Source organism: Burkholderia sp. 9779_493, assembly GCF_015712215.1.
Taxonomy (GTDB): Bacteria; Pseudomonadota; Gammaproteobacteria; order Burkholderiales; family Burkholderiaceae; genus Burkholderia; species Burkholderia cenocepacia.
This window is the reverse complement of the sequence record NZ_JACCQA010000012.1, coordinates 15,311-32,984: the sequence shown is the minus strand read 5'-3', so window position 1 is coordinate 32,984 and position 17,674 is coordinate 15,311. Positions and strand designations below refer to the sequence as shown.

The following is a 17,674-nucleotide window of genomic DNA, read 5'->3' as shown; positions in this document are numbered from 1 at the left end:
ACTTCCATGCCGGCGCGACGCTTCGGTGCCCGGCCTTTCCCTTTTCCAGGAGTCGACCATGTCAACGGATTCAACACCGCTCGCGCCGCCCGCGCACGGCGTCAAGCTCACGCAGGGGCTGATCCTGCTGTTCGCCTTCAGCTGCGGCGCCATCGTCGCGAACCTGTACTACGCGCAGCCGATCACCGAGCTCATCGCGCCGGGCCTGCACATGTCCGGCAACACGGCGAGCCTGATCGTGTCGCTGACGCAGATCGGCTACGCGCTCGGCCTGTTCTTCATCGTGCCGCTCGGCGACCTGCTCGAAAACCGCAAGCTGATGATCGTGACGGCCGTCGTGTCGATCGCGAGCCTCGCGGCGGCGGCGCTCGTGCGCACGCCTGGGCTCTTTCTCGCGATTTCGCTGCTGATCGGGTTCAGCTCGGTGGCCGTGCAGATCCTCGTGCCGCTCGCCGCGCACCTCGCGCCGGACCATTCGCGCGGCCGCGTCGTCGGTACGATCATGAGCGGGCTGCTGCTCGGCATCCTGCTGGCGCGGCCGCTGTCGAGCGTCGTGGCCGACGCGTTCGGCTGGCGCTTCGTGTTCGCGGCGGCGGCCGTGCTGATGACGCTGGTCACGGCCGTGCTCGCGCTGACGATTCCGTCGCGGCAGCCCGATCATCGCGCGACCTATTTCGAACTGATCGGCTCGCTGCTGCACCTCGTTCGTACGATGCCGGTATTGCGCCACCGCGCGTTCTACCAGGGCCTGATGTTCGCGTCGTTCAGCCTGTTCTGGACCGCCGTGCCCGTCGAGCTGACCCGTCACTACGGGTTGTCGCAATCGGCGATCGGCCTGTTCGCGCTGGTCGGCGCGATCGGCGCGACCTCGGCGCCGGTGGCAGGGCGTCTGGCGGATGCCGGCCATACCGTGCGCGCGACGCTGATCGCGCTCGTCGCCGGCGCGCTCGCGTATGCGGTCGGGTTCGTGCACGGCACCGGCCTGTACGGGCTCGTCGTCACCGGCATCGTGCTCGACTTCGCGGTGCAGATGAACATGGTGCTCGGCCAGCGCGAAATCTACGCACTGCACGCGGCGAGCCGCAACCGGCTGAATGCGCTGTACATGACGAGCATCTTCGTCGGCGGCGCCGTCGGCTCCGCGCTCGCGAGCCCGCTGTACGCGCATGGCGGCTGGCCGCTCGTCGCCGCGGTGGCCGGCGCGTTCCCGCTCGTCGCGCTCGCGCACTACCTGCTCGTCGGGCGGCCGCACGCGCAACGCCACGCAGCGGGCTGAACCGCCGTCGTACGCCGAATCGATCCGTTCGCGGGGCGCGCCGCCGCCCCGCTCCCCGTCGAACCATAGGAGTCCATCATGTCTTCCCTGCTCAGTGCTTATGATCTGCGCGGCCTTGCGCTGCCGAACCGCGTCGTGATGGGGCCGATGACGCGCTCGCGCGCGCCGTCGCGCGGGCTGCCCACCGAACTGATGGCCGAGTACTACGCGCAGCGTGCGTCGGCCGGCCTGATCGTGACCGAAGCCACCAACGTCAGCCCGGCCTCCGCGGCATTCGAGCTGACGCCGGGGCTGGTCGACGATGCGCAGGCCGCCGCCTGGAAAACCGTCACCGATGCCGTCCATGCGAATGGCGGGCGCATCTTCGCGCAGCTGTGGCACGGCGGGCGCGTCAGCTCGCTGACGCTGCTCGGCGGCGCCGCGCCGCTGTCGCCGTCCGGCGTGAACGACGACCTCGAACAGTTGCAGGTCTGGGCGCAGCTGCAGAACGGTTACTACACGAAGATTCATGCGACGCCGTCGCGCGCGATGACGACCGATGAAGTCGTCGCGACCGTCGACGAATTCCGGCAGGCCGCGGCACGCGCGATGGCCGCGGGCTTCGACGGCGTCGAAATCCACGCCGCCAACGGCTACCTGCCGCACCAGTTCCTGTCGTCGACGCTGAATCGCCGCGACGATCGCTACGGCGGATCGGTCGCGAACCGCGCGCGCTTTCTCGAGGACATCGTCGACGCGGTCGGCGGCGTGATGCCGCTGAGTCGCGTCGGCGTGCGCATCTCGCCGTATGCGAAATACAACAACGTGCGCGACGCCGATCCGGACGCGACGCTCGCGTACGTCGGCCGGATGCTCGACGCGGCGGGCGTCGCCTATCTGCACGCGGCCGACACCAACGGCTGGAGCGGCGAACCCGATCTGCCGCGCATCGTCGACCACGCGCGCCGGTCGTTCCACGGCACGCTGATCGTCAACGGCGGCATTTCGCCGGAGGCGGCGAGCACGCTGATCGACGCGGGCGACGCCGATCTCGTCGCGTTTGCCCGCGCATATATCGCGAATCCGGACCTCGTCGAGCGCATCGCGGCCCGCGCACCGCTCGCGGAGCCGAAGACCATCGGCTGGTACGGCGGCGAGCGCGCCGGCTACGTCGACTACGCGCGGCACGACGCGGCGCAATCGCCCGCCTGACCCGCGCATGCCGGGCGCGGCGCCGCAGCGCGGCCGCCCGTGCGTCCGGCTGCCGCACGCCGGACCGGCGCCGTCACGTATCGTTCCACCGCGCGCCCAGCACGCGCCCGCAGAAATTCGGCCGCTGAAAGTCGGGGTCCGCGCGTTCGAGCACGTCCGCGCTCCAGGTGCCGAAGGTCGACTGCGGCCGATGCTCGACGCCGCGTGCGACCATGTCGAGATACGCTTCGCGAAAACCGCTGCCGCGCGGGTAAGCCGCGAGCAGCGCCGTGCGCTCATCGGCGGTATAGGCGTCGAAGTCGGTCGCCATCAGGTCCGTCGACACGGCGCACGCGAGGGCGCGCGCAAGCGGCGAAGCACGGGCGGCCACGCCCGGCGTCGTATGCAGCGCGACCGCGTGCCACACGTCGTCGCGCATGCGCCGCGAGCGGCGATGCCGCAGCAGCAACGCGTGTGCGGCATCCGCGCCGTCGAGCTCGTAGCGTTCGGTCGAACGGCAGTACGCCGGGCTCAATCCCATGTTTGCGTACATCGCGGCGACGTACAGTGCGTCGGCGTCGCACGCGTCGCCTGCACGCCGCGCGGCGAGCGAAGCGAACACGAACACGCGCGCCGCATGATCGGCGAGCGCGGCGGGCAACGACGCGCGGGCCGCGTCGGCGGCCTCGACCGTCACGGGCGTGCGCGGAATGCGCACGCCGGCCACTTCGTCGCCGGTGGCCGATGCGCGCGGATGCGCAGCATTCATCCTGTCTCCTTCATGCCCCGTGCACGGGGCGGAAAATCGTTCGATGCACGGCGGCGCCCGGCGCGCAGCGCACCGGTACGCACCGCTCAAAACGCGACGCAGCAGCGGCCGAAGGCTTCGCAGCGCTCGGCGGCCGCACTTGCCGTCGGATAGCGCGGTCGCGCGAAGCGACGCCCATCACCACGCGCACGGCACGCATCGACGCCGGGCGCCACGCACGCGTCGCCCGCCGCCGAGGCACGCGAACGGTCGCGCCCGTCGGCGCCCGCCGCGTCGGCGGCGCCGCCTGCGGCGACCGGCGACCATGCGGGGCTGACGGGCGGCGGCGGCGGCGCAAGCGGCGAGAATTCCTGTTCCGCGTGCACGACCTTGCCATCGACGACCGTCAGCACCGACGACAGCGTCGGGATGCGCCGCGCATCGATCGAGAAGTAATCGTCGCTCAGCACCGCGAAATCGGCGTACCGGCCGGGCACCAGCGCGCCCTTGCGGTGCTCGTCCGCGGAAAACCACGCGCTGCCGACCGTGTAGCGGCGCAGCGCCTCCATCCGACCGAGCCGGTTGCGCGCCGGATACAGCGCGGTGCCGCCCACGCTGCGTCCCGACACCATCCAGTACAGCGCGACGAACGGGTTGTAGCTCGCCGCGCCCATCGCGCCGGACCCCGCACCGACCGGCAGCCCGGCCGCGAGCATCGCGCGGAGCGGCGGCGCGCGCGTGGCCGCCGCCGCACCATGGCGCGCGATGAAGGCTTCGCCTTGGAACGCCATGCGCGGCTGCACGGTGATGCCGCCGCCCAGCGCCGCGACCCGCGCGATATTGGCATCCGAAATCGTCTCGCAGCGGTCGAAGCACCAGCGCAGCCCGTCGAACGGCGTGTCGCGGTCCACCGCTTCGAACACGTCGAGAAAGCGGCCGATCGATTCGTCGTAGGTCGCCTGTAGCCGGAACGGCCAGCGATGCTGCACGAGCAGCCGGACGATGGCCGCCAGTTCGACCTCGACGGACGCGGGCAGCTCGACGCGCGGTTCGAGGAAATTCCCGAGATCGACCGCCGAGAACAGCAATCGCTCGCCCGCGCCGCTCGCGCGCAGGAATGCGTCACCGTCGCCGGGCGCGGTCAGCGCGATCCATTTCGCGAAATCGTCGAGCTCCCGGCCGGCATGCCGAGCGCCCAGCGCATAGGCAATGCGGGTCGTCAATTCGCCGCGCCGCGCGAGCGTCTGGACCGCCGCATAGTCGTCCGGATACGCGAGGCCGTCGCCGCCGGCGTCGATCGCGCTCGTCACGCCGACGCGGTTCAACGCGTGCATGAACTGCCGCGTCGAGTTGACCCGGTCGGCCGCATCGAGCCTCGGCGCGCGGGCGAGCACCGCGCCCAGCACCGCCGGGTCCGGACGCGCGAGCAGCAGCCCGGTCGGCCGCCCATGGCGATCGCGCCGCAGTTCGCCGCCGGGCGGATCGGGTGTGTCGCGCCCGTAGCCGAGCGCGCGCAGCGCGGCCGCATTCAGCCACGCACTGTCGGCCAGATGCTGGACGAATACCGGCGTGTCGGGCGCGATCGCGTTGAGCTCGGCCGTCGTCGGGCCGCGCTTTTCCGCGAACTGCAGCGCGCTCCAGCCGCCCGCCACGCGCGCCCATTGCGGCGCGGGCGTGCGTCGTACCTGCCGGCCCAGCAGCTCGAGCGCATCGGCCAGCGACGGCACGCCGTCCCAGTGCACCTCGAGGTTGAAGTTCATGCCGCCGCGGATCGCCTGCAGGTGCGCGTCGATCAGGCCCGGAATCACGGTACGACCGTTCAGATCGATACAGGCGGTGTCGTCGTGCGCATGGCGCAGCACATCGCGATCGTCGCCGGTCGCGACGATGGTCCCGTCCTTCACGGCGAGCGCGCGGACGAACGAGCGCCGTTCGTCCTGGGTCGCGATCTTTCCGTTGAACACGACGAGGTCCGCCGAACGCGCGGGTTCCGTCGCTCTAAGCACCGTCGGGCCTCCCGTGCGCACCCGCGTGCGACGCGGCGCGGGCCGCCCTGCCGCTCGTCGAACGCGGGAAAGCGGCCGCACCGCACGCATCGGCATGCATGCTGCTATCGCGCGGCCGCGCGGCCGTACCGGGTTCGCGCATCGTCATGCCGCCTGCTGCGCCGCGTCGGCGGTATCGCGTCGCGCGCGCGTCAGGCACGGCGCGAGCGGCGCACCCTGACGGACGAAGCTCTGCACGCGCAGCAAACGGCGCACGTCGTGGGCGCGCGAATGCGGATCGAAGTGCCGCGCGACGCCGGCGACCAGCGCCGACGCCTGCGCGGTATGCCCGCGCTCGATCAGGTGATCGGCGAGATCGAGCGAACTGCGCAGCGCCCACATCGCGGCGCCCTGCGCGTTCGCGGTCTGGATCGCCATCTGCAGATGGCGATGCCCGTCGGCCTCGTACGCCACCGCGAGATCCGCGCCGACGATGCGCGCCTGTTCGAGCATCGCGACGCCTCTCACGCGCAGCAGTTCGGGGACGAACAGGTGCTCGCCGTGCGCGCGGCAGCGTGCGAGCGTCGCATCGAGCCGGGTGCACGCTTCATCGGCGCGACCGGTCCGCACGAGGCCCTCCGCGTATGCGACGGTCAACGGTGCGAGCACGCGCCGGAAGCTGCTCGCCTCGACGCGCAGCAGCGCGGGCTCGAGCCGGGCGAGGCCCGCGCCGGGATGGCCGGCCTGGATGTCGAACTGGCCCGTCAAGCATTCCGCGTGACTGCGCCAGATGTCGAAACCGTGTGCGTCGGCGGTCGCGCGCAGCGTCGTGAGATAGTCGGAGGTGATGTCGTGATCGCCGTAGCGCAGCGCGATCGGCACGGCGGCCGCGCCGAGCACGATGCACAGCGGGAGGGGCGACGGGTCGCGGCGCGCATGCTCGACCGCTTGCGCGGCGACGCGCATCGCGTGTTCCGGCTCGCCCTGCATCCAGAGCAGACGGATCAGCATCGTGCGCCCCAGCGTCGCCATGTCGATGCCCAACGCGGCCTGCGCGCACGGCGGTTCGCCCGCGTCGGCCAGCTCGGCCGTCGCCGCTTCCAGCCGCTCGCGCGCCTGCGCATGCTCGCCGAAGTAATGCAGCGACGTCGCGACCATCGTGTTGGCCAGCAACCGCTGCGACCGGTCGCCGCGCCGCTCGGCCGCCCGCTCGAAGCGCGTCGCGTAGCGCAGCGATTCGTGAATGTCCGACAGCGTCAGCATCGTGTTCCACAGCCCGACCAGCGCGCGCGCGTCGAACGCATCGTCGCCGATGTGCGCGGCGAGACCGAGCGTACGGTCCCACATCGCGGCGGCGGCCAGTGCGTCGCCGTCGGTATGCAGCAGCGCCGACGCGCAGGCCGCCCGCAGCCGCATCTCGCGCGCGACGTCGACCGGGCCCGTGGCGTCCGTGTCCAGCCCGTCGAGTACCTGGCGCGCCCGCGCCGTGCACGCGCGCATCCGCGACGGCTCCAGCAACGCCCGCGCCAGCCGGTCGGGCTCGGGCACGCCCGCGGCTTCGGCGACGTCCACCGGTTCGTCCACGGCCGGCGCGGGTGCACCGGCAGGTGGCACGTCGGCGAGCATCACGGGCGCCGCGGGACGCGCATGGGCCCGCTCCCGCTCGTACTCCGCATGGCGCGCGACGATGCGCTCGAACTCGCCCTCGTTGTGCAGTTTTTCCAGCGCGTACGCGCGCGTCGATTCGGTCAGCCGGTAGCGCGCATATGCCCCATCGAATTCGACGGTCACCAGCGATTTCGCCACCAGCTCGCCGAGCACCGCGATCATGTCCGCGGCCGAGGTGCCGGGCTCGGTCGCGACCGCGCGCGCGGCATCGAACGAAAACGGCCCGATGAAGCATCCCATCCGGCGAAACAGCGCGCGCGCGGCCCGGTCGAGCAGCACATAGCTCCAGTCGAACGTCGCGCGCAGCGTCTGATGACGCGGCAGCGCCGAGCGCAGCCCGCCCGTCAGCAGATTCAGCCGGTCGTCGAGGCGCGACGCGACGACCGCGAGCCCGAGCGTCGCCACGCGCGCCGCCGCCAGTTCGATCGCGAGCGGCAGCCCGTCGAGGCGCCGGCAGATGTCGCCGATCAGCCGCACGCCGGCTTCGTCGACCGCGCAATCCGGCGCGGCCGCGCGCACGCGTTCCAGGAACAACTCGACGGCCGAACAACGGACGATTTCCGCCGCGGAGGCATTGCCGTCCGGCACCGCGAGCGGGCTCATGCGCAGCACCGCTTCGGCCGAGATGTGCAGCGGCTCGCGGCTCGTCACGAGCACGCGCAGCGAGCCGGCGCTCGACGTCAGCGTTTCGACGAGGCTCGCCACCAGATCGACGATGTGCTCCGCGTTGTCGAGTACCAGCAGGCAGCGCGACGTCGCGAACGCGTCGCCGATGCGGTCGATGGCGGGCACGCCGGACGTATCGAGGCCGAGTTCGGCAGCGAGCGCGATCAGCATGTCGTCGCGCGTCGACGCGCGCGCCAGTTCCACGAACAGCACGCGCTCGTGCGCGCGGCTGCGCACGCCGTGCGCGACGCGCACCGCAAGACTCGTCTTGCCGATGCCACCCGCGCCGACGAGCGTGATGACCGGCGTGCGTTCGAGCATGTCGACGATCTGCGCGATTTCGGCGTCGCGCCCGACCAGCGGCGCGAGCAGCGACGACGCGCAGGCATCCGGCAGCGGCGCGACGGCCGGCGGTACGGCGACGGCCGGCGCTTCGGCCGCGGGCACGAGATCCGGGCCGGGCGACGCGCTCGCAACCAGCAGGTAGCCGCGTCCGGGCACCGTCTTGATCAGATCGCGGCTCGCGCCGAGCGCCTTGCGCAGCGTGGCCACATGCACCTGAAGCCGGTTTTCCTCGACGATCAGGCCCGGCCAGACCGCATCCATGATGTCGTCTTTCGACACGACCGAACCGCTCGCGCGGTGCAGGACTTCGAGAATGTCGAGCGCGCGCGCGCCGATGCGCAGCGACGCGCCGTGACGGCGAATGTCGCGTTGCTCGAAGTCCACCGACAAAGTTCCGATCTGGATCATGGCCGCCTCCGGGTTCCTCGGGATGGCTGGCGAATGAACGCGGCAGTTCACCCGTCAGGAAGTCCGCGTCCGGCGCACCCTTGCACCGGACGAAAATGTCGAATTCCGGACCGAGTGTAGACGGGCATGCCGTGAAAATCTTGAAGGAAAATGCGCTGCCAGCGCATTTCGCGCGGACGCGATCGGCACGATCACTTGCGTGTAAAAGTAGGGCGCTATACTCTGCCGGGCCGCGCGCGCAGGCCCTGCGCGGGGGTATGCACTCACCGCGCACACGCATTGAAAGCAATCTGTCAGGATGACGAGCGGACGTTTATGCAAATTCATTTTGAACGTTCGCGTGCGCATCTAAACTGGACTCGTCATTTCACGCTCCGAGTCCCTCGCTGGGGAATTCCATGTCAGACACCGTCATCGCCGCGCCGGTGGCAACGCCTTCGCGGCGGCCGAAAGACACGCTCGGCTGCGTGTCGAGCCTGCTGGCGAAGGATGTCGAGACGACATCCGGCGGCCTGAAGCTCCACCGCAAATGCATGCGCGAAGCGCACGTCGAACGCATCGAGATGCCCGCGTGCGACCGCGGCTTCCTGGTCGGCGTGTCGCTGAACGGCGGCCACCGCCGCACGCTCTACGGGCGTGCCGGCGCGAGCGAGCGCCGGTTCCAGCACCACTCGATCTACATTCGCGATTTTTCCCGTCATTTCCACGCCGACCTGTACGGCAACTTCGACTTCGTGCTGGTCGAGCTGCCGCATGCGTATCTGGCGCGCATCGGCCCCGAGCACGGCGGCAGCCCGGTCGACGGCCTCACGTGCCGCGTCGATGCGCGCGACCCGGTGCTCGGGCATCTCGCGCACGCGGTGGCCGACAGCCTCGACACACCCGGCCCGCTGAACGCGCTGTTCATCGAACAGGTCGGGCTCGCGATGGGCGCGCATCTCGTGCGCCGCTACGGCAACGCGCGCACGCGCGAACTCGAGCACAAGGGCGTGCTGTCTCCCGCGAAGGTCGCGCTCGCCAAGGAGCTGTTGATGGAAAAGGCGGACCTCGGCGTGTCGATCGAGGAAGTGGCGAACGAATGCGACCTGTCGCGCGGGTATTTCATCCGCGCGTTCTCGCGCACCACCGGCCGCACGCCGCACCAGTGGCTGCTCGAACAGCGCGTGATGCGCGCTCGCGAGCTGATCGAGACCTCCGACATGACGCTGGCCGACATCGCGGTCGCGTGCGGCTTCGCCGATCAGAGCCATCTGAACCGCCTGTTCGCGCGGATCGTCGGTCATCCGCCCGGCGCGTGGCGGCGCGCACGGTCGCGCTGACCGGCATGGACGCACGCCGGGCCGTTACCGCACCGGCGTCGCGTCGTAGTTGACCGGCACCCAGTCGTATTGCGCACCGTCGCGGCGCAAATGCCCGAGCCCGGGAAACGCGATATGCGCGGCACCGACGAGATAGCGTCGAGCGGCGACGCGCTTCAGCGTGTCGCGCCGCGTGCGGCGGGCCGTGCCGGCATCGCTGTCGTACTGGACCGTCGCGTCGACGTCGCGCAACTGGATCGCCGCCACGTGCACGATGTCGCCCCACGCGAGCAGGCCCGCGTTGCCGCTCTCGATCAGATAGGCCGTATGGCCCGGCGTATGGCCGGGCATCGGCACCGCGCGAATGCCGGGCGCGAGCGTCGCGTCGCCGCGAAACGTCTTGAAGCGGCCGGCCGCGACGTAAGGCGCGACCGCCGCGGCGGCCGCATCGAAGAACGACGCGAGGAACGCCGGCGCGTGCGCCTTGTTGGCCGGATCGAGCCAGTACGCGGCCTCGACCGCGTTCACCCGCACGACGGCATTCGGAAACGTCATCGCGCCATTCGACGCAATGCCGCCGACATGGTCCTTGTGCAGGTGCGTGAGCAGCACTTCGTCGATCTGCGCGGGCGCGTAGCCGGCCGCGCGCAGGTCGTCGAGCAGCTTGCCGCAGCAGTCGCCGTACAGCGTGCCGGCGCCCGCATCGACGAGAATCCGCTTCGATCCGGTATCGACCAGGAACGCGTTGATCGACCCTTGCACGGGCGGCTCCAGGAAGGCGCGATCGAGATCGCGCCGGATCTCGTCCTTCGAGATGTCGCGGAACACCGTGTCGACCGGAAACGGATGAGTGCCGTCGGACAGCGCGATCACCGTGAAGTCGCCGATCTTCTGCCGATAGAAGCCGGGGGGCTGCCGGCCCGCGGCGGGCACGGGAGCGTCGGGCTGCACACCGGACGCCGCGTCGGACGGCACGCCGGCTTGCGCAAATGCCGCAGGCGCCAACAGGCCCGCGCACCCGGCCACGATCAGCAAACGCGCCGCCTGCGCGACGCACGCGTGCCGGAACAGGGTCTTCATGTGTTCTCCGTGACGAACCGTACGCGCGCCCGGCCACGAATGGAACGGCCCGCGCGACACGCGATGTCGCGCAGCTTATCGGGCGCCATGGCGAAAATCCTGAGCGCTGCCTGAATTGTCCTGAAGACGCAGCGCACGGACGGGGCTGCCGCGCGACCCGGCGCTAGAATGCGATCCGCATGCAACGCGACGTTGCACCCCGCCCAAGGACGACCCCATGGACAAATTCTCCGCGCTGCGCGCCTTCGTCGAAGTCGCGGAAGCCGGCGGCTTCTCGAGCGCGGGGCGCCGGCTCGATCTCGCCGCTTCGTCGGTCGTGCGCGCGGTGGACGCGCTCGAAGCGTCGCTCGGCACCGTGCTGCTGAATCGCACGACGCGGCAGGTCACGCTGTCCGATGCGGGCGCCGTCTACTATGCGCGAGCGAAACGCGTACTCGGCGAACTCGCCGATGCCGACGCGCTGGTGGCCGACCGCGGCGACGCGCCGTCCGGCCCGCTGCGCGTGTCGGTCCCGGTCGCCTACGGGCTGCGCCGCCTCGCGCCGCACGTCGCCGCGTTCGTCGCCCGCCATCCGAAGCTCGACCTCGACCTGCAACTCACCGACGAACGCGTCGATCTCGTATCCGCGCGAATCGACGTCGCGATCCGGCTCGGTGACGCCGCGCCGACCGCGGAAGTCGTCGCGCGCCCGCTCGGCACGTTCCGGCGCTACGTGGTCGCGAGCCGCGCCTACCTCGACGCGCACGGCACGCCCGCGACGCCGGCCGAACTGGTCGATCACGCGTGCCTGCGCTTTCATTTCGGCGTCGACCAGCAGACGTGGACGTTCGTGGGTGCGCCACGCACGACGCAGGTCGTCGTCACCGGGCGGCTGAAATCGAACCACAGCGAAGTGCTGCGCGAGGCCGCGCTCGACGGCGCCGGCATCGCGCTGCTGCCCGACTGGCTGGTCGATACGGACCTCGAAGCCGGCCGCCTGCAACGGCTGTTCGATCAATACGACGTGACGCCGGGCTCGGCGCGCGCGGTGATCACCGCGCTGTACCTGCCGAACCAGCGCGGCTCGAAGCGCGTGACCGCGTTCATCGATTTCGTCGAATCGCTCGCTCGCGCGCGGCCCTGAGACGGGCGACACGGAGCGATGCCATGCGTCACCAGCCGAACTTCGCTTCCATCCCGACGTAGTCGGCGTTGCGCGCGCCGAGTGCGCGAATCGACGAGCCGAGCTGGAAGTGCACGGCCTCCAGCGCGAGCGCGACGTTCGCGTTCACGAGCCAGTCGACGCGCGCCTGCGCGTACATCCCCGTCCATGCGCCGCCCTTGCCCGCCGTGCCCGGCACCGCCGACATCCCCTGCCCGTAGATCGCGTCGGCCGTCGTCTGCCGCCACTGGAAGCCGACGGCGGTGAGCACCGTCACCGAGCTGGCCGGCTTGAAGGTCAGCGACGGCTTCACGTGGATCAGGTTGCTGTACCCGGTATAGCCGGCGAGCGTGAAGTAATAGCCGTTCGGAAACATCGGGTTGAATGTGCCGACGCGCCGGTCGCCCGGATGCGCGTCGCCCGATGCACCGTCGACCTGGATGCCGATGCGCGGCGTGCCGGCCGTCTTCGCGAACGTGTAGCCGCCCAGCGCGCCGAACGCCCACGCGCCGACCGTGTCCTGTCCGACGTGGCCCGTCTGCAGCATCGCCTCGACGTCCCAGTCGAACCCGTCGGTCTTGCCCGCGTAACGCATGTCGAACACGTCGCGACGCTCGGTGCCGGACGCATCCGGATAGCGCGCGTTGTCGCGCGTGTAGCGCGACCAGTACGCGGACAGATCGCCGGGCCCCGTGCCGGTGCGCTCGACGCGCACGCCGTCGAATCGCAGATGGCGGTTCGACACGTCGTCGAACGCGGCCGCATTGCGATACTGCACCGGGCGCGTCACGTAGCCGATCAGGCGCCATTTGCCGATTTCGTAATCGGTCCACAGTCCGTCGTACGCCTGCCGCACGTTCGGGCCGTCGCGCACCGACACGAAGCGCTGCAAGTCGAACGCCATCTCCTGCCGGCCGATCCGCGTCTTGAACGTGCCCGGCCCCAGTTGATCGACGTACGCGACGAACGCCTGCTCGAGGTCGAGCTGATCCTTGTCGACCGGGCCGACCGTGTCCTTGCCGAACGGCCGCGCATCGACGAACTGCACGAACGCCTGGAAGTGCCCGCGATAGCGCAGGTCCGCGTGCACGTTCGCGCGCTGGATCACGTAATTGTCGTCGTGCGCGGCGCCGAGGCCGAACAGCGGCGCGTTGTTCAGTTCGAAGCGCTCGCGCAGGTTCGCGCCGAGCGACAGGTAGGTCGACGGATCGTCGCCGAGCCGTATGTATTTCAGCGCGTCGAACGGCTTGCGCGGCACGCACGGATTCGCGAACACCGACCAGTCCTCCTGCCAGCGGTTGAACAGCACCGTCGGGCGTTTCGCGGTGCACGACGCCGCGGCGGCAGCCGGCGACGCGGCCGCGCCGCCCGCCGCCTCGGCATCGGCGCCGACGGCCGAACCCGCATGCAACGCGGCGCCGCCCGCCAGCACGACGCACGGCAGCGCGCCGCGCCACGATCGCTTCATCGGCCGGCGCACCGTCATTTCGACCGCGCGTGGATTTCGGCGACATAGCCGCCCGGGAACTGCACGAGCGCCGCGTCGCGGCCGTCCGATTTGAACGGCGGCACCAGCACCGTCACGCCCGCGGCTTCGGCCTGCTTCAGCGTCGCGGCGAGATCGGCCACTTCGTAGCCCGTCATTTCACGCCCGAACGGGTACGGCAGGTGACCGTCGGTCGCGAGCACGGTCATCTTGCCGAAGCCCGATTCGATGCGAATGCGGCGGTACGTATCGTTCGGCCGGCCGATCTCGATGCCCGGCGCATGGCGCACGTCCGACACGATCTTGCCGTGCGAGAACGCGGCGAAGTTGCGTGCGAGCTTGCTCGCGCTTTCCGGCGACACGTACACGCGATTCTCCGGCACCGTCTGCAGCGCGTCGTAGTTCGGCGCCTGCGTATGCCAGTACAGCTGCATGTTCACGCCGCCCGGCCAGCGAACGATCGCGTCGCGTCCGATCGGGTCGGGAAACGTCGATACGACGATGTCCGCGCCATGCGCTCGCGCCGACTTCACCGCGACGTCCATGTCGGTGACGAGATAGCCGGTGCGTTCCTCGCAGAACGGGTACGGGATCGGCGTCTTGAAGCCGAACACCGAGATCGTGCCGACCGGCGTCAGCACCAGCTGCGACATCGTCTGGCTCGGCGTCGGCGTGACCTGGAACACGCCCTGCTTCGACTTCTTGCCGCCGAAGGTCGCGACGAAGCTGTCGGTGAAGCGGTCGAAGTCTTCGGGGGCGACGCACACGTGCGTCGTGTCGTACTGCGGGCCGACCGCAACGGCTGGCGGCCGCGCCGCGGCGGCCGGCGATGCGATGTCGTCGAGGTGGGTTTCGTCGGCGAGCGCCGGCGCGCCGGCCAGCAGCGCGACGAGCACGGCCGACGATGCGGCGGTCATGCGCAGCATGTCGCGCAGGTTCAATGAATTCATCGGTTTTCTCCTTGATGGTGACGCGCGCGGCACGGCGCCGCGCGCGGATTCGGATTCAGCGGAATACAGGCCACTCGTCCGGGCGGCCCGGACGACAGGCGAGAAACACGCGCACCGCGCGCGGGAGACGGCGCAGACTCGTCGTTTCGACACGGTCGTCGCAACGTCACCGAATGGCGGGAACGCTGCCAGCCCGGTCTCGCCTATCGTTGCGCACGGTGACGAGGACGAGCCCGCCGATCTCGACCACGATCGCCATCGCCGCCCATACGGACCCGGGGTGCAGGCCGAAGTGCGCCTGCTCCGCGGCGGCCGCATCGAAACCCAGCAGCGTGTACACGCCCGCGATCAAATACGCGGACACCAGCATGAGACGCGAGACCGGCAGCACCCATGGCTGCGACAGCAGCACGCGGACCCACGCCGAGTTCCGTAGACGAGGCGCGTCGTCATCTCATACCGCCCAGCACGAACAGCCGAACGCACCCCAGAAGCCCTTCGCGTCGGACGTCGGCAACGCGTTTGCCCATGCGTTCGCGTGCGCATGCTGGTGAACGTTGCATTCGTTCGCGCAGCCGCACATCGCGGCGGCGGCCGCGCGTTGCAACGGTGCGCCGTTGCGCTGCGTCGCGCCCCAGCCGCCATAGCCCCCGAACTCGCGAACGGGCGACCAGTCCGGCATCGCCGGCGGGATCGGCGCGTCGTGCGACGCGAACGGCCCCGCGCCCCATACGATCTTCCCGTCGACCACCGTCAGCAACGCGGTCGTGCCGGCGATATCGTCCTCCGCGCACGCGAAGAAATCGCGGTCCGGGACGATCAAGTCGGCGAGCTGCCCCACCGCGATGCGTCCTTTCTTGCCCTCCTCGTTCGAGAACCACGTCACGTACTCGGTCCACATCCGCAGCGCGGTTTCGCGATCGAGCAGGTTGCGCTGCGGATACATCCTGAGGCCACCGACCGTCTTGCCCGTCACGAGCCACGCGAGCGACACCCACGGGTTGTACGATGCGACGCGTGTCGCGTCCGTGCCGGCCGACACCTTGAGCCCCTTGGCGAGCATCTTCGCGACAGGCGGCGTCGCTTCCGCGGCTTGCGCGCCGTAGCGCTCGACGAAGTATTCGCCCTGGTACGCCATCCGGTGCTGCACCGCGATACCGCCGCCGAGCGCGGCGATCCGGTCCATCGATTGCTCGGTGATCGTTTCTGCGTGATCGAAGAACCAGTTCAGCCCTTCGAGCGGGATGTCTTCGTTGACCTTCTCGAACACGTCGAGCGCGCGGCTGATCGTTTCGTCATAGGTCGCGTGCATGCGCCAAGGCCAACGGTTTTCCGCCAGCACGCGCACGACACCTTCGAGGTCATCCTCCATCTGCGCGGGCAGATCCGGCCGCGCCACGCGGAAGTCTTCGAAGTCGGCCGCGGAAAACGCCAGCATCTCGCCCGCGCCGTTATTGCGGAAGTAGTCGGTGCCGTCGTGGTACTTGACGCTCTTCGTCCAGTTCACGAAGTCTTCCTTCTCCGCGTTCGGCTTCTGCGTGAACAGGTTGTACGCGATCCGGATCGTCATCTCGCCCGTGTCGTGCAGCTTGCGGATCACTTCGTAATCGTCGGGATAATTCTGCGACCCGCCGCCCGCGTCGATCACGCCCGTCACGCCCAGCCGGTTCAGCTCGCGCATGAAGTGACGCGTCGAGTTGTACTGATACTCGAACGGCAGCTTCGGGCCTTTCGCGAGCGTCGCGTAGAGGATCGTCGCGTTCGGGTTCGCGAGCAGCAGGCCGGTGGGGTTGCCTGCGGCATCGCGCAGGATCGTGCCGCCCGGCGGCTCCGGCGTGTCCTTCGTGTAGCCGACCACCCGCAGCGCCGCCGCATTCAGCAACGCGCGATCGTACAAATGCAGGATGAACACGGGCGTATCGGGCGCGACTGCATTGAGTTCGGCGATCGTCGGCAGCCGTTTCTCGACGAACTGATGTTCGGTGAAGCCGCCGACCACGCGCACCCACTGCGGCGCCGGCGTGATCGCGACCTGCTGCTTGAGCATCTCCATCGCGATCGCGAGCGACGGCACGCCGTCCCAGCGCAGTTCCATGTTGTAGTTCAGTCCGCCACGAATCACGTGGCAGTGGTTGTCGATCAGACCCGGCAGCACGCCGCGGCCGCCGAGATCGACGACCTTTGTCGCGCGGCCCGCGAGCGGCATCACGTCCGCTTCGCTGCCGACGGCAACGAATCGTCCGGCGGCAATCGCGACCGCCGTCGCGACGGGGTTCGTGCGATCGAGCGTCGTGAATCGTCCGTTATGCAGGATCAGATCCGGTTGGGTCACGGTTGCGGTCATATGCATCATCTCTTGTTGATCAGAAGCCAAAGAGTTGTTTCACGGGGGGTAAGGCTTGTACGCCGATCAGCATGCCGAGCAGCCCGACCAGCGCAATCAGCGGCGGTGCGGGAGAGCGAACCTTGATGGCGCTGTAAATCACACCGATCAGCACACCCGCGCCAAGGGAAACCAGATAAGGTTCCATGCAATAAATCTCCCGGACAATTTCAAATGCAGGGGCTGTATTTCGACCCGCATGCCGCGGGCGGCATTCGTGTTTCGGTCACGTCCGCCGCCCGCGGCAATGGAGCCCATGCGACGCGTTCACATCGAACCCGCCGCACCGGCATCAGCGGTCGCCGGTCGTCCGCGCTTACTTCGCCGGAACGGCCGGAATCGACTCGTGCGGCGTCGCGGTGCGTTGCGGCGCCTTGTGGAGCATCGTGTACGCGTAGTCGACGCCCATCCCGTATGCGCCCGAATGCTCCTTCGCGATCGCCATCACCGCGTCATACGTCTCGCGGCGCGCCCAGTCGCGCTGCCACTCGAGCAGGACCTGCTGCCACGTGACCGGCACCACGCCGGCCTGCACCATGCGCTGCATCGCGAAATCGTGCGCGGCCTGCGTCGTGCCGCCCGATGCGTCGGCGACCATGTAGATTTCGTAGTCGCCTTCGAGCATCGCGCAGAGCGCGAACGTCGTATTGCAGACTTCGGTCCACAGACCCGACACGACCACCTTCTTGCGGCCCTTCGCGGCCAGCGCGTCGCGCACCTTCTGGTCGTCCCACGAGTTCATCGACGTGCGTTCGAGCGTCTTCTGGTTCGGGAACACGTCGAGCAGCTCGGGATAGGTGTGGCCCGAGAAGCTCTCGCTTTCGACCGTCGTGATCGTGGTGGGGATGTTGAAGACCTTCGCGGCCTTCGCGAGCCCGACGACGTTGTTCTTCAGCGTCTGACGATCGATCGACTGCACGCCGAACGCCATCTGCGGCTGCTGGTCGATGAAGATCAGCTGGCTGTTGTGCGGAGTAAGTACTTCAAGCTTCGGATTGCTCATGGTGGTGATGTCCTTTGACGCGGAGAAAAATGAGGCTTGCCCGGCCGACGCATCCGCGAGGCATCCA

14 protein-coding genes are annotated in these 17,674 nt (G+C 69.4%); 4 read left to right on the top strand and 10 right to left on the bottom strand.

Annotated features, from left to right (window positions below; genetic code table 11):
• The first annotated feature begins 58 nt into the window (after positions 1 to 58).
• Positions 59 to 1,276 (top strand): MFS transporter, encoded by a 1,218-nt coding sequence (locus tag H0X95_RS14250; protein ID WP_048986078.1) that lies wholly within the window; start codon positions 59 to 61, stop codon positions 1,274 to 1,276.
• 78 nt (positions 1,277 to 1,354) lie between these two features.
• Positions 1,355 to 2,467 carry an alkene reductase gene (locus tag H0X95_RS14245; protein WP_059721759.1) on the top strand — a complete coding sequence of 371 codons (1,113 nt, stop codon included), beginning with the start codon at positions 1,355 to 1,357 and terminating at the stop codon, positions 2,465 to 2,467.
• Positions 2,468 to 2,540: 73 nt separating this feature from the next.
• Here H0X95_RS14245 and H0X95_RS14240 read toward each other — a convergent pair whose 3' ends face one another.
• The 3 genes from H0X95_RS14240 to H0X95_RS14230 form a co-directional block, all read right to left on the bottom strand.
• The gene (locus H0X95_RS14240; RefSeq protein ID WP_058903721.1) at positions 2,541 to 3,215 is read right to left on the bottom strand and encodes a hypothetical protein; all 675 of its coding nucleotides are present in this window, start codon (positions 3,213 to 3,215) and stop codon (positions 2,541 to 2,543) included.
• Positions 3,216 to 3,301: 86 nt separating this feature from the next.
• Positions 3,302 to 5,296 carry an amidohydrolase gene (locus H0X95_RS14235; RefSeq protein WP_080403543.1) on the bottom strand — a complete coding sequence of 665 codons (1,995 nt, stop codon included), beginning with the start codon at positions 5,294 to 5,296 and terminating at the stop codon, positions 3,302 to 3,304.
• Positions 5,297 to 5,344: 48 nt separating this feature from the next.
• Positions 5,345 to 8,266, bottom strand: coding sequence for an ATP-binding protein (locus H0X95_RS14230; protein WP_059721755.1), 2,922 nt, complete (start codon positions 8,264 to 8,266; stop codon positions 5,345 to 5,347).
• Positions 8,267 to 8,664: 398 nt separating this feature from the next.
• Here H0X95_RS14230 and H0X95_RS14225 point away from each other — a divergent pair, with 398 nt between their 5' ends.
• Positions 8,665 to 9,585, top strand: a complete 921-nt coding sequence (locus tag H0X95_RS14225) for a helix-turn-helix domain-containing protein (RefSeq protein ID WP_006485986.1) — start codon at positions 8,665 to 8,667, stop codon at positions 9,583 to 9,585.
• A gap of 24 nt (positions 9,586 to 9,609) precedes the next feature.
• Here H0X95_RS14225 and H0X95_RS14220 read toward each other — a convergent pair whose 3' ends face one another.
• On the bottom strand, positions 9,610 to 10,644 hold the full coding sequence (locus H0X95_RS14220) for an MBL fold metallo-hydrolase (protein WP_006498484.1): 1,035 nt from the start codon (positions 10,642 to 10,644) through the stop codon (positions 9,610 to 9,612).
• Positions 10,645 to 10,861: 217 nt separating this feature from the next.
• Between H0X95_RS14220 and H0X95_RS14215 the strand changes: the two genes are divergently transcribed.
• Positions 10,862 to 11,767 (top strand): LysR family transcriptional regulator, encoded by a 906-nt coding sequence (locus H0X95_RS14215; protein ID WP_058903723.1) that lies wholly within the window; start codon positions 10,862 to 10,864, stop codon positions 11,765 to 11,767.
• Positions 11,768 to 11,795: 28 nt separating this feature from the next.
• Here the strand turns inward: H0X95_RS14215 and H0X95_RS14210 are convergent, their stop codons facing one another.
• From H0X95_RS14210 to H0X95_RS14185, 6 genes are all read right to left on the bottom strand, one after another.
• Positions 11,796 to 13,253 carry an alginate export family protein gene (locus H0X95_RS14210; RefSeq protein WP_059721795.1) on the bottom strand — a complete coding sequence of 486 codons (1,458 nt, stop codon included), beginning with the start codon at positions 13,251 to 13,253 and terminating at the stop codon, positions 11,796 to 11,798.
• 14 nt (positions 13,254 to 13,267) lie between these two features.
• Positions 13,268 to 14,221 (bottom strand): VOC family protein, encoded by a 954-nt coding sequence (locus H0X95_RS14205; protein ID WP_059721754.1) that lies wholly within the window; start codon positions 14,219 to 14,221, stop codon positions 13,268 to 13,270.
• Positions 14,222 to 14,387: 166 nt separating this feature from the next.
• Complete coding sequence (locus H0X95_RS14200; protein WP_058903725.1) at positions 14,388 to 14,633, bottom strand: DoxX family protein; 246 nt, start codon at positions 14,631 to 14,633, stop codon at positions 14,388 to 14,390.
• A gap of 42 nt (positions 14,634 to 14,675) precedes the next feature.
• Positions 14,676 to 16,565, bottom strand: coding sequence for an amidohydrolase (locus tag H0X95_RS14195; protein ID WP_048986098.1), 1,890 nt, complete (start codon positions 16,563 to 16,565; stop codon positions 14,676 to 14,678).
• A gap of 19 nt (positions 16,566 to 16,584) precedes the next feature.
• Complete coding sequence (locus tag H0X95_RS14190) at positions 16,585 to 16,752, bottom strand: DUF1427 family protein (RefSeq protein WP_006484386.1); 168 nt, start codon at positions 16,750 to 16,752, stop codon at positions 16,585 to 16,587.
• A gap of 168 nt (positions 16,753 to 16,920) precedes the next feature.
• Positions 16,921 to 17,607 (bottom strand): hydrolase, encoded by a 687-nt coding sequence (locus tag H0X95_RS14185; protein ID WP_059721752.1) that lies wholly within the window; start codon positions 17,605 to 17,607, stop codon positions 16,921 to 16,923.
• Between the last annotated feature and the right edge of the window lie 67 nt (positions 17,608 to 17,674).

Excerpts from the sequence above, each read along its gene's own strand:
- H0X95_RS14250 (WP_048986078.1), top strand. The coding sequence starts at position 59 with ATGTCAACGGATTCAACACCGCTCGCGCCGCCCGCGCACGGCGTCAAG.
- H0X95_RS14245 (WP_059721759.1), top strand. The coding sequence starts at position 1,355 with ATGTCTTCCCTGCTCAGTGCTTATGATCTGCGCGGCCTTGCGCTGCCG.
- H0X95_RS14240 (WP_058903721.1), bottom strand. The coding sequence starts at position 3,215 with ATGAATGCTGCGCATCCGCGCGCATCGGCCACCGGCGACGAAGTGGCC.
- H0X95_RS14235 (WP_080403543.1), bottom strand. The coding sequence starts at position 5,296 with ATGCCGATGCGTGCGGTGCGGCCGCTTTCCCGCGTTCGACGAGCGGCA.
- H0X95_RS14230 (WP_059721755.1), bottom strand. The coding sequence starts at position 8,266 with ATGATCCAGATCGGAACTTTGTCGGTGGACTTCGAGCAACGCGACATT.
- H0X95_RS14225 (WP_006485986.1), top strand. The coding sequence starts at position 8,665 with ATGTCAGACACCGTCATCGCCGCGCCGGTGGCAACGCCTTCGCGGCGG.
- H0X95_RS14220 (WP_006498484.1), bottom strand. The coding sequence starts at position 10,644 with ATGAAGACCCTGTTCCGGCACGCGTGCGTCGCGCAGGCGGCGCGTTTG.
- H0X95_RS14215 (WP_058903723.1), top strand. The coding sequence starts at position 10,862 with ATGGACAAATTCTCCGCGCTGCGCGCCTTCGTCGAAGTCGCGGAAGCC.
- H0X95_RS14210 (WP_059721795.1), bottom strand. The coding sequence starts at position 13,253 with ATGAAGCGATCGTGGCGCGGCGCGCTGCCGTGCGTCGTGCTGGCGGGC.
- H0X95_RS14205 (WP_059721754.1), bottom strand. The coding sequence starts at position 14,221 with ATGAATTCATTGAACCTGCGCGACATGCTGCGCATGACCGCCGCATCG.
- H0X95_RS14195 (WP_048986098.1), bottom strand. The coding sequence starts at position 16,565 with ATGACCGCAACCGTGACCCAACCGGATCTGATCCTGCATAACGGACGA.
- H0X95_RS14190 (WP_006484386.1), bottom strand. The coding sequence starts at position 16,752 with ATGGAACCTTATCTGGTTTCCCTTGGCGCGGGTGTGCTGATCGGTGTG.
- H0X95_RS14185 (WP_059721752.1), bottom strand. The coding sequence starts at position 17,607 with ATGAGCAATCCGAAGCTTGAAGTACTTACTCCGCACAACAGCCAGCTG.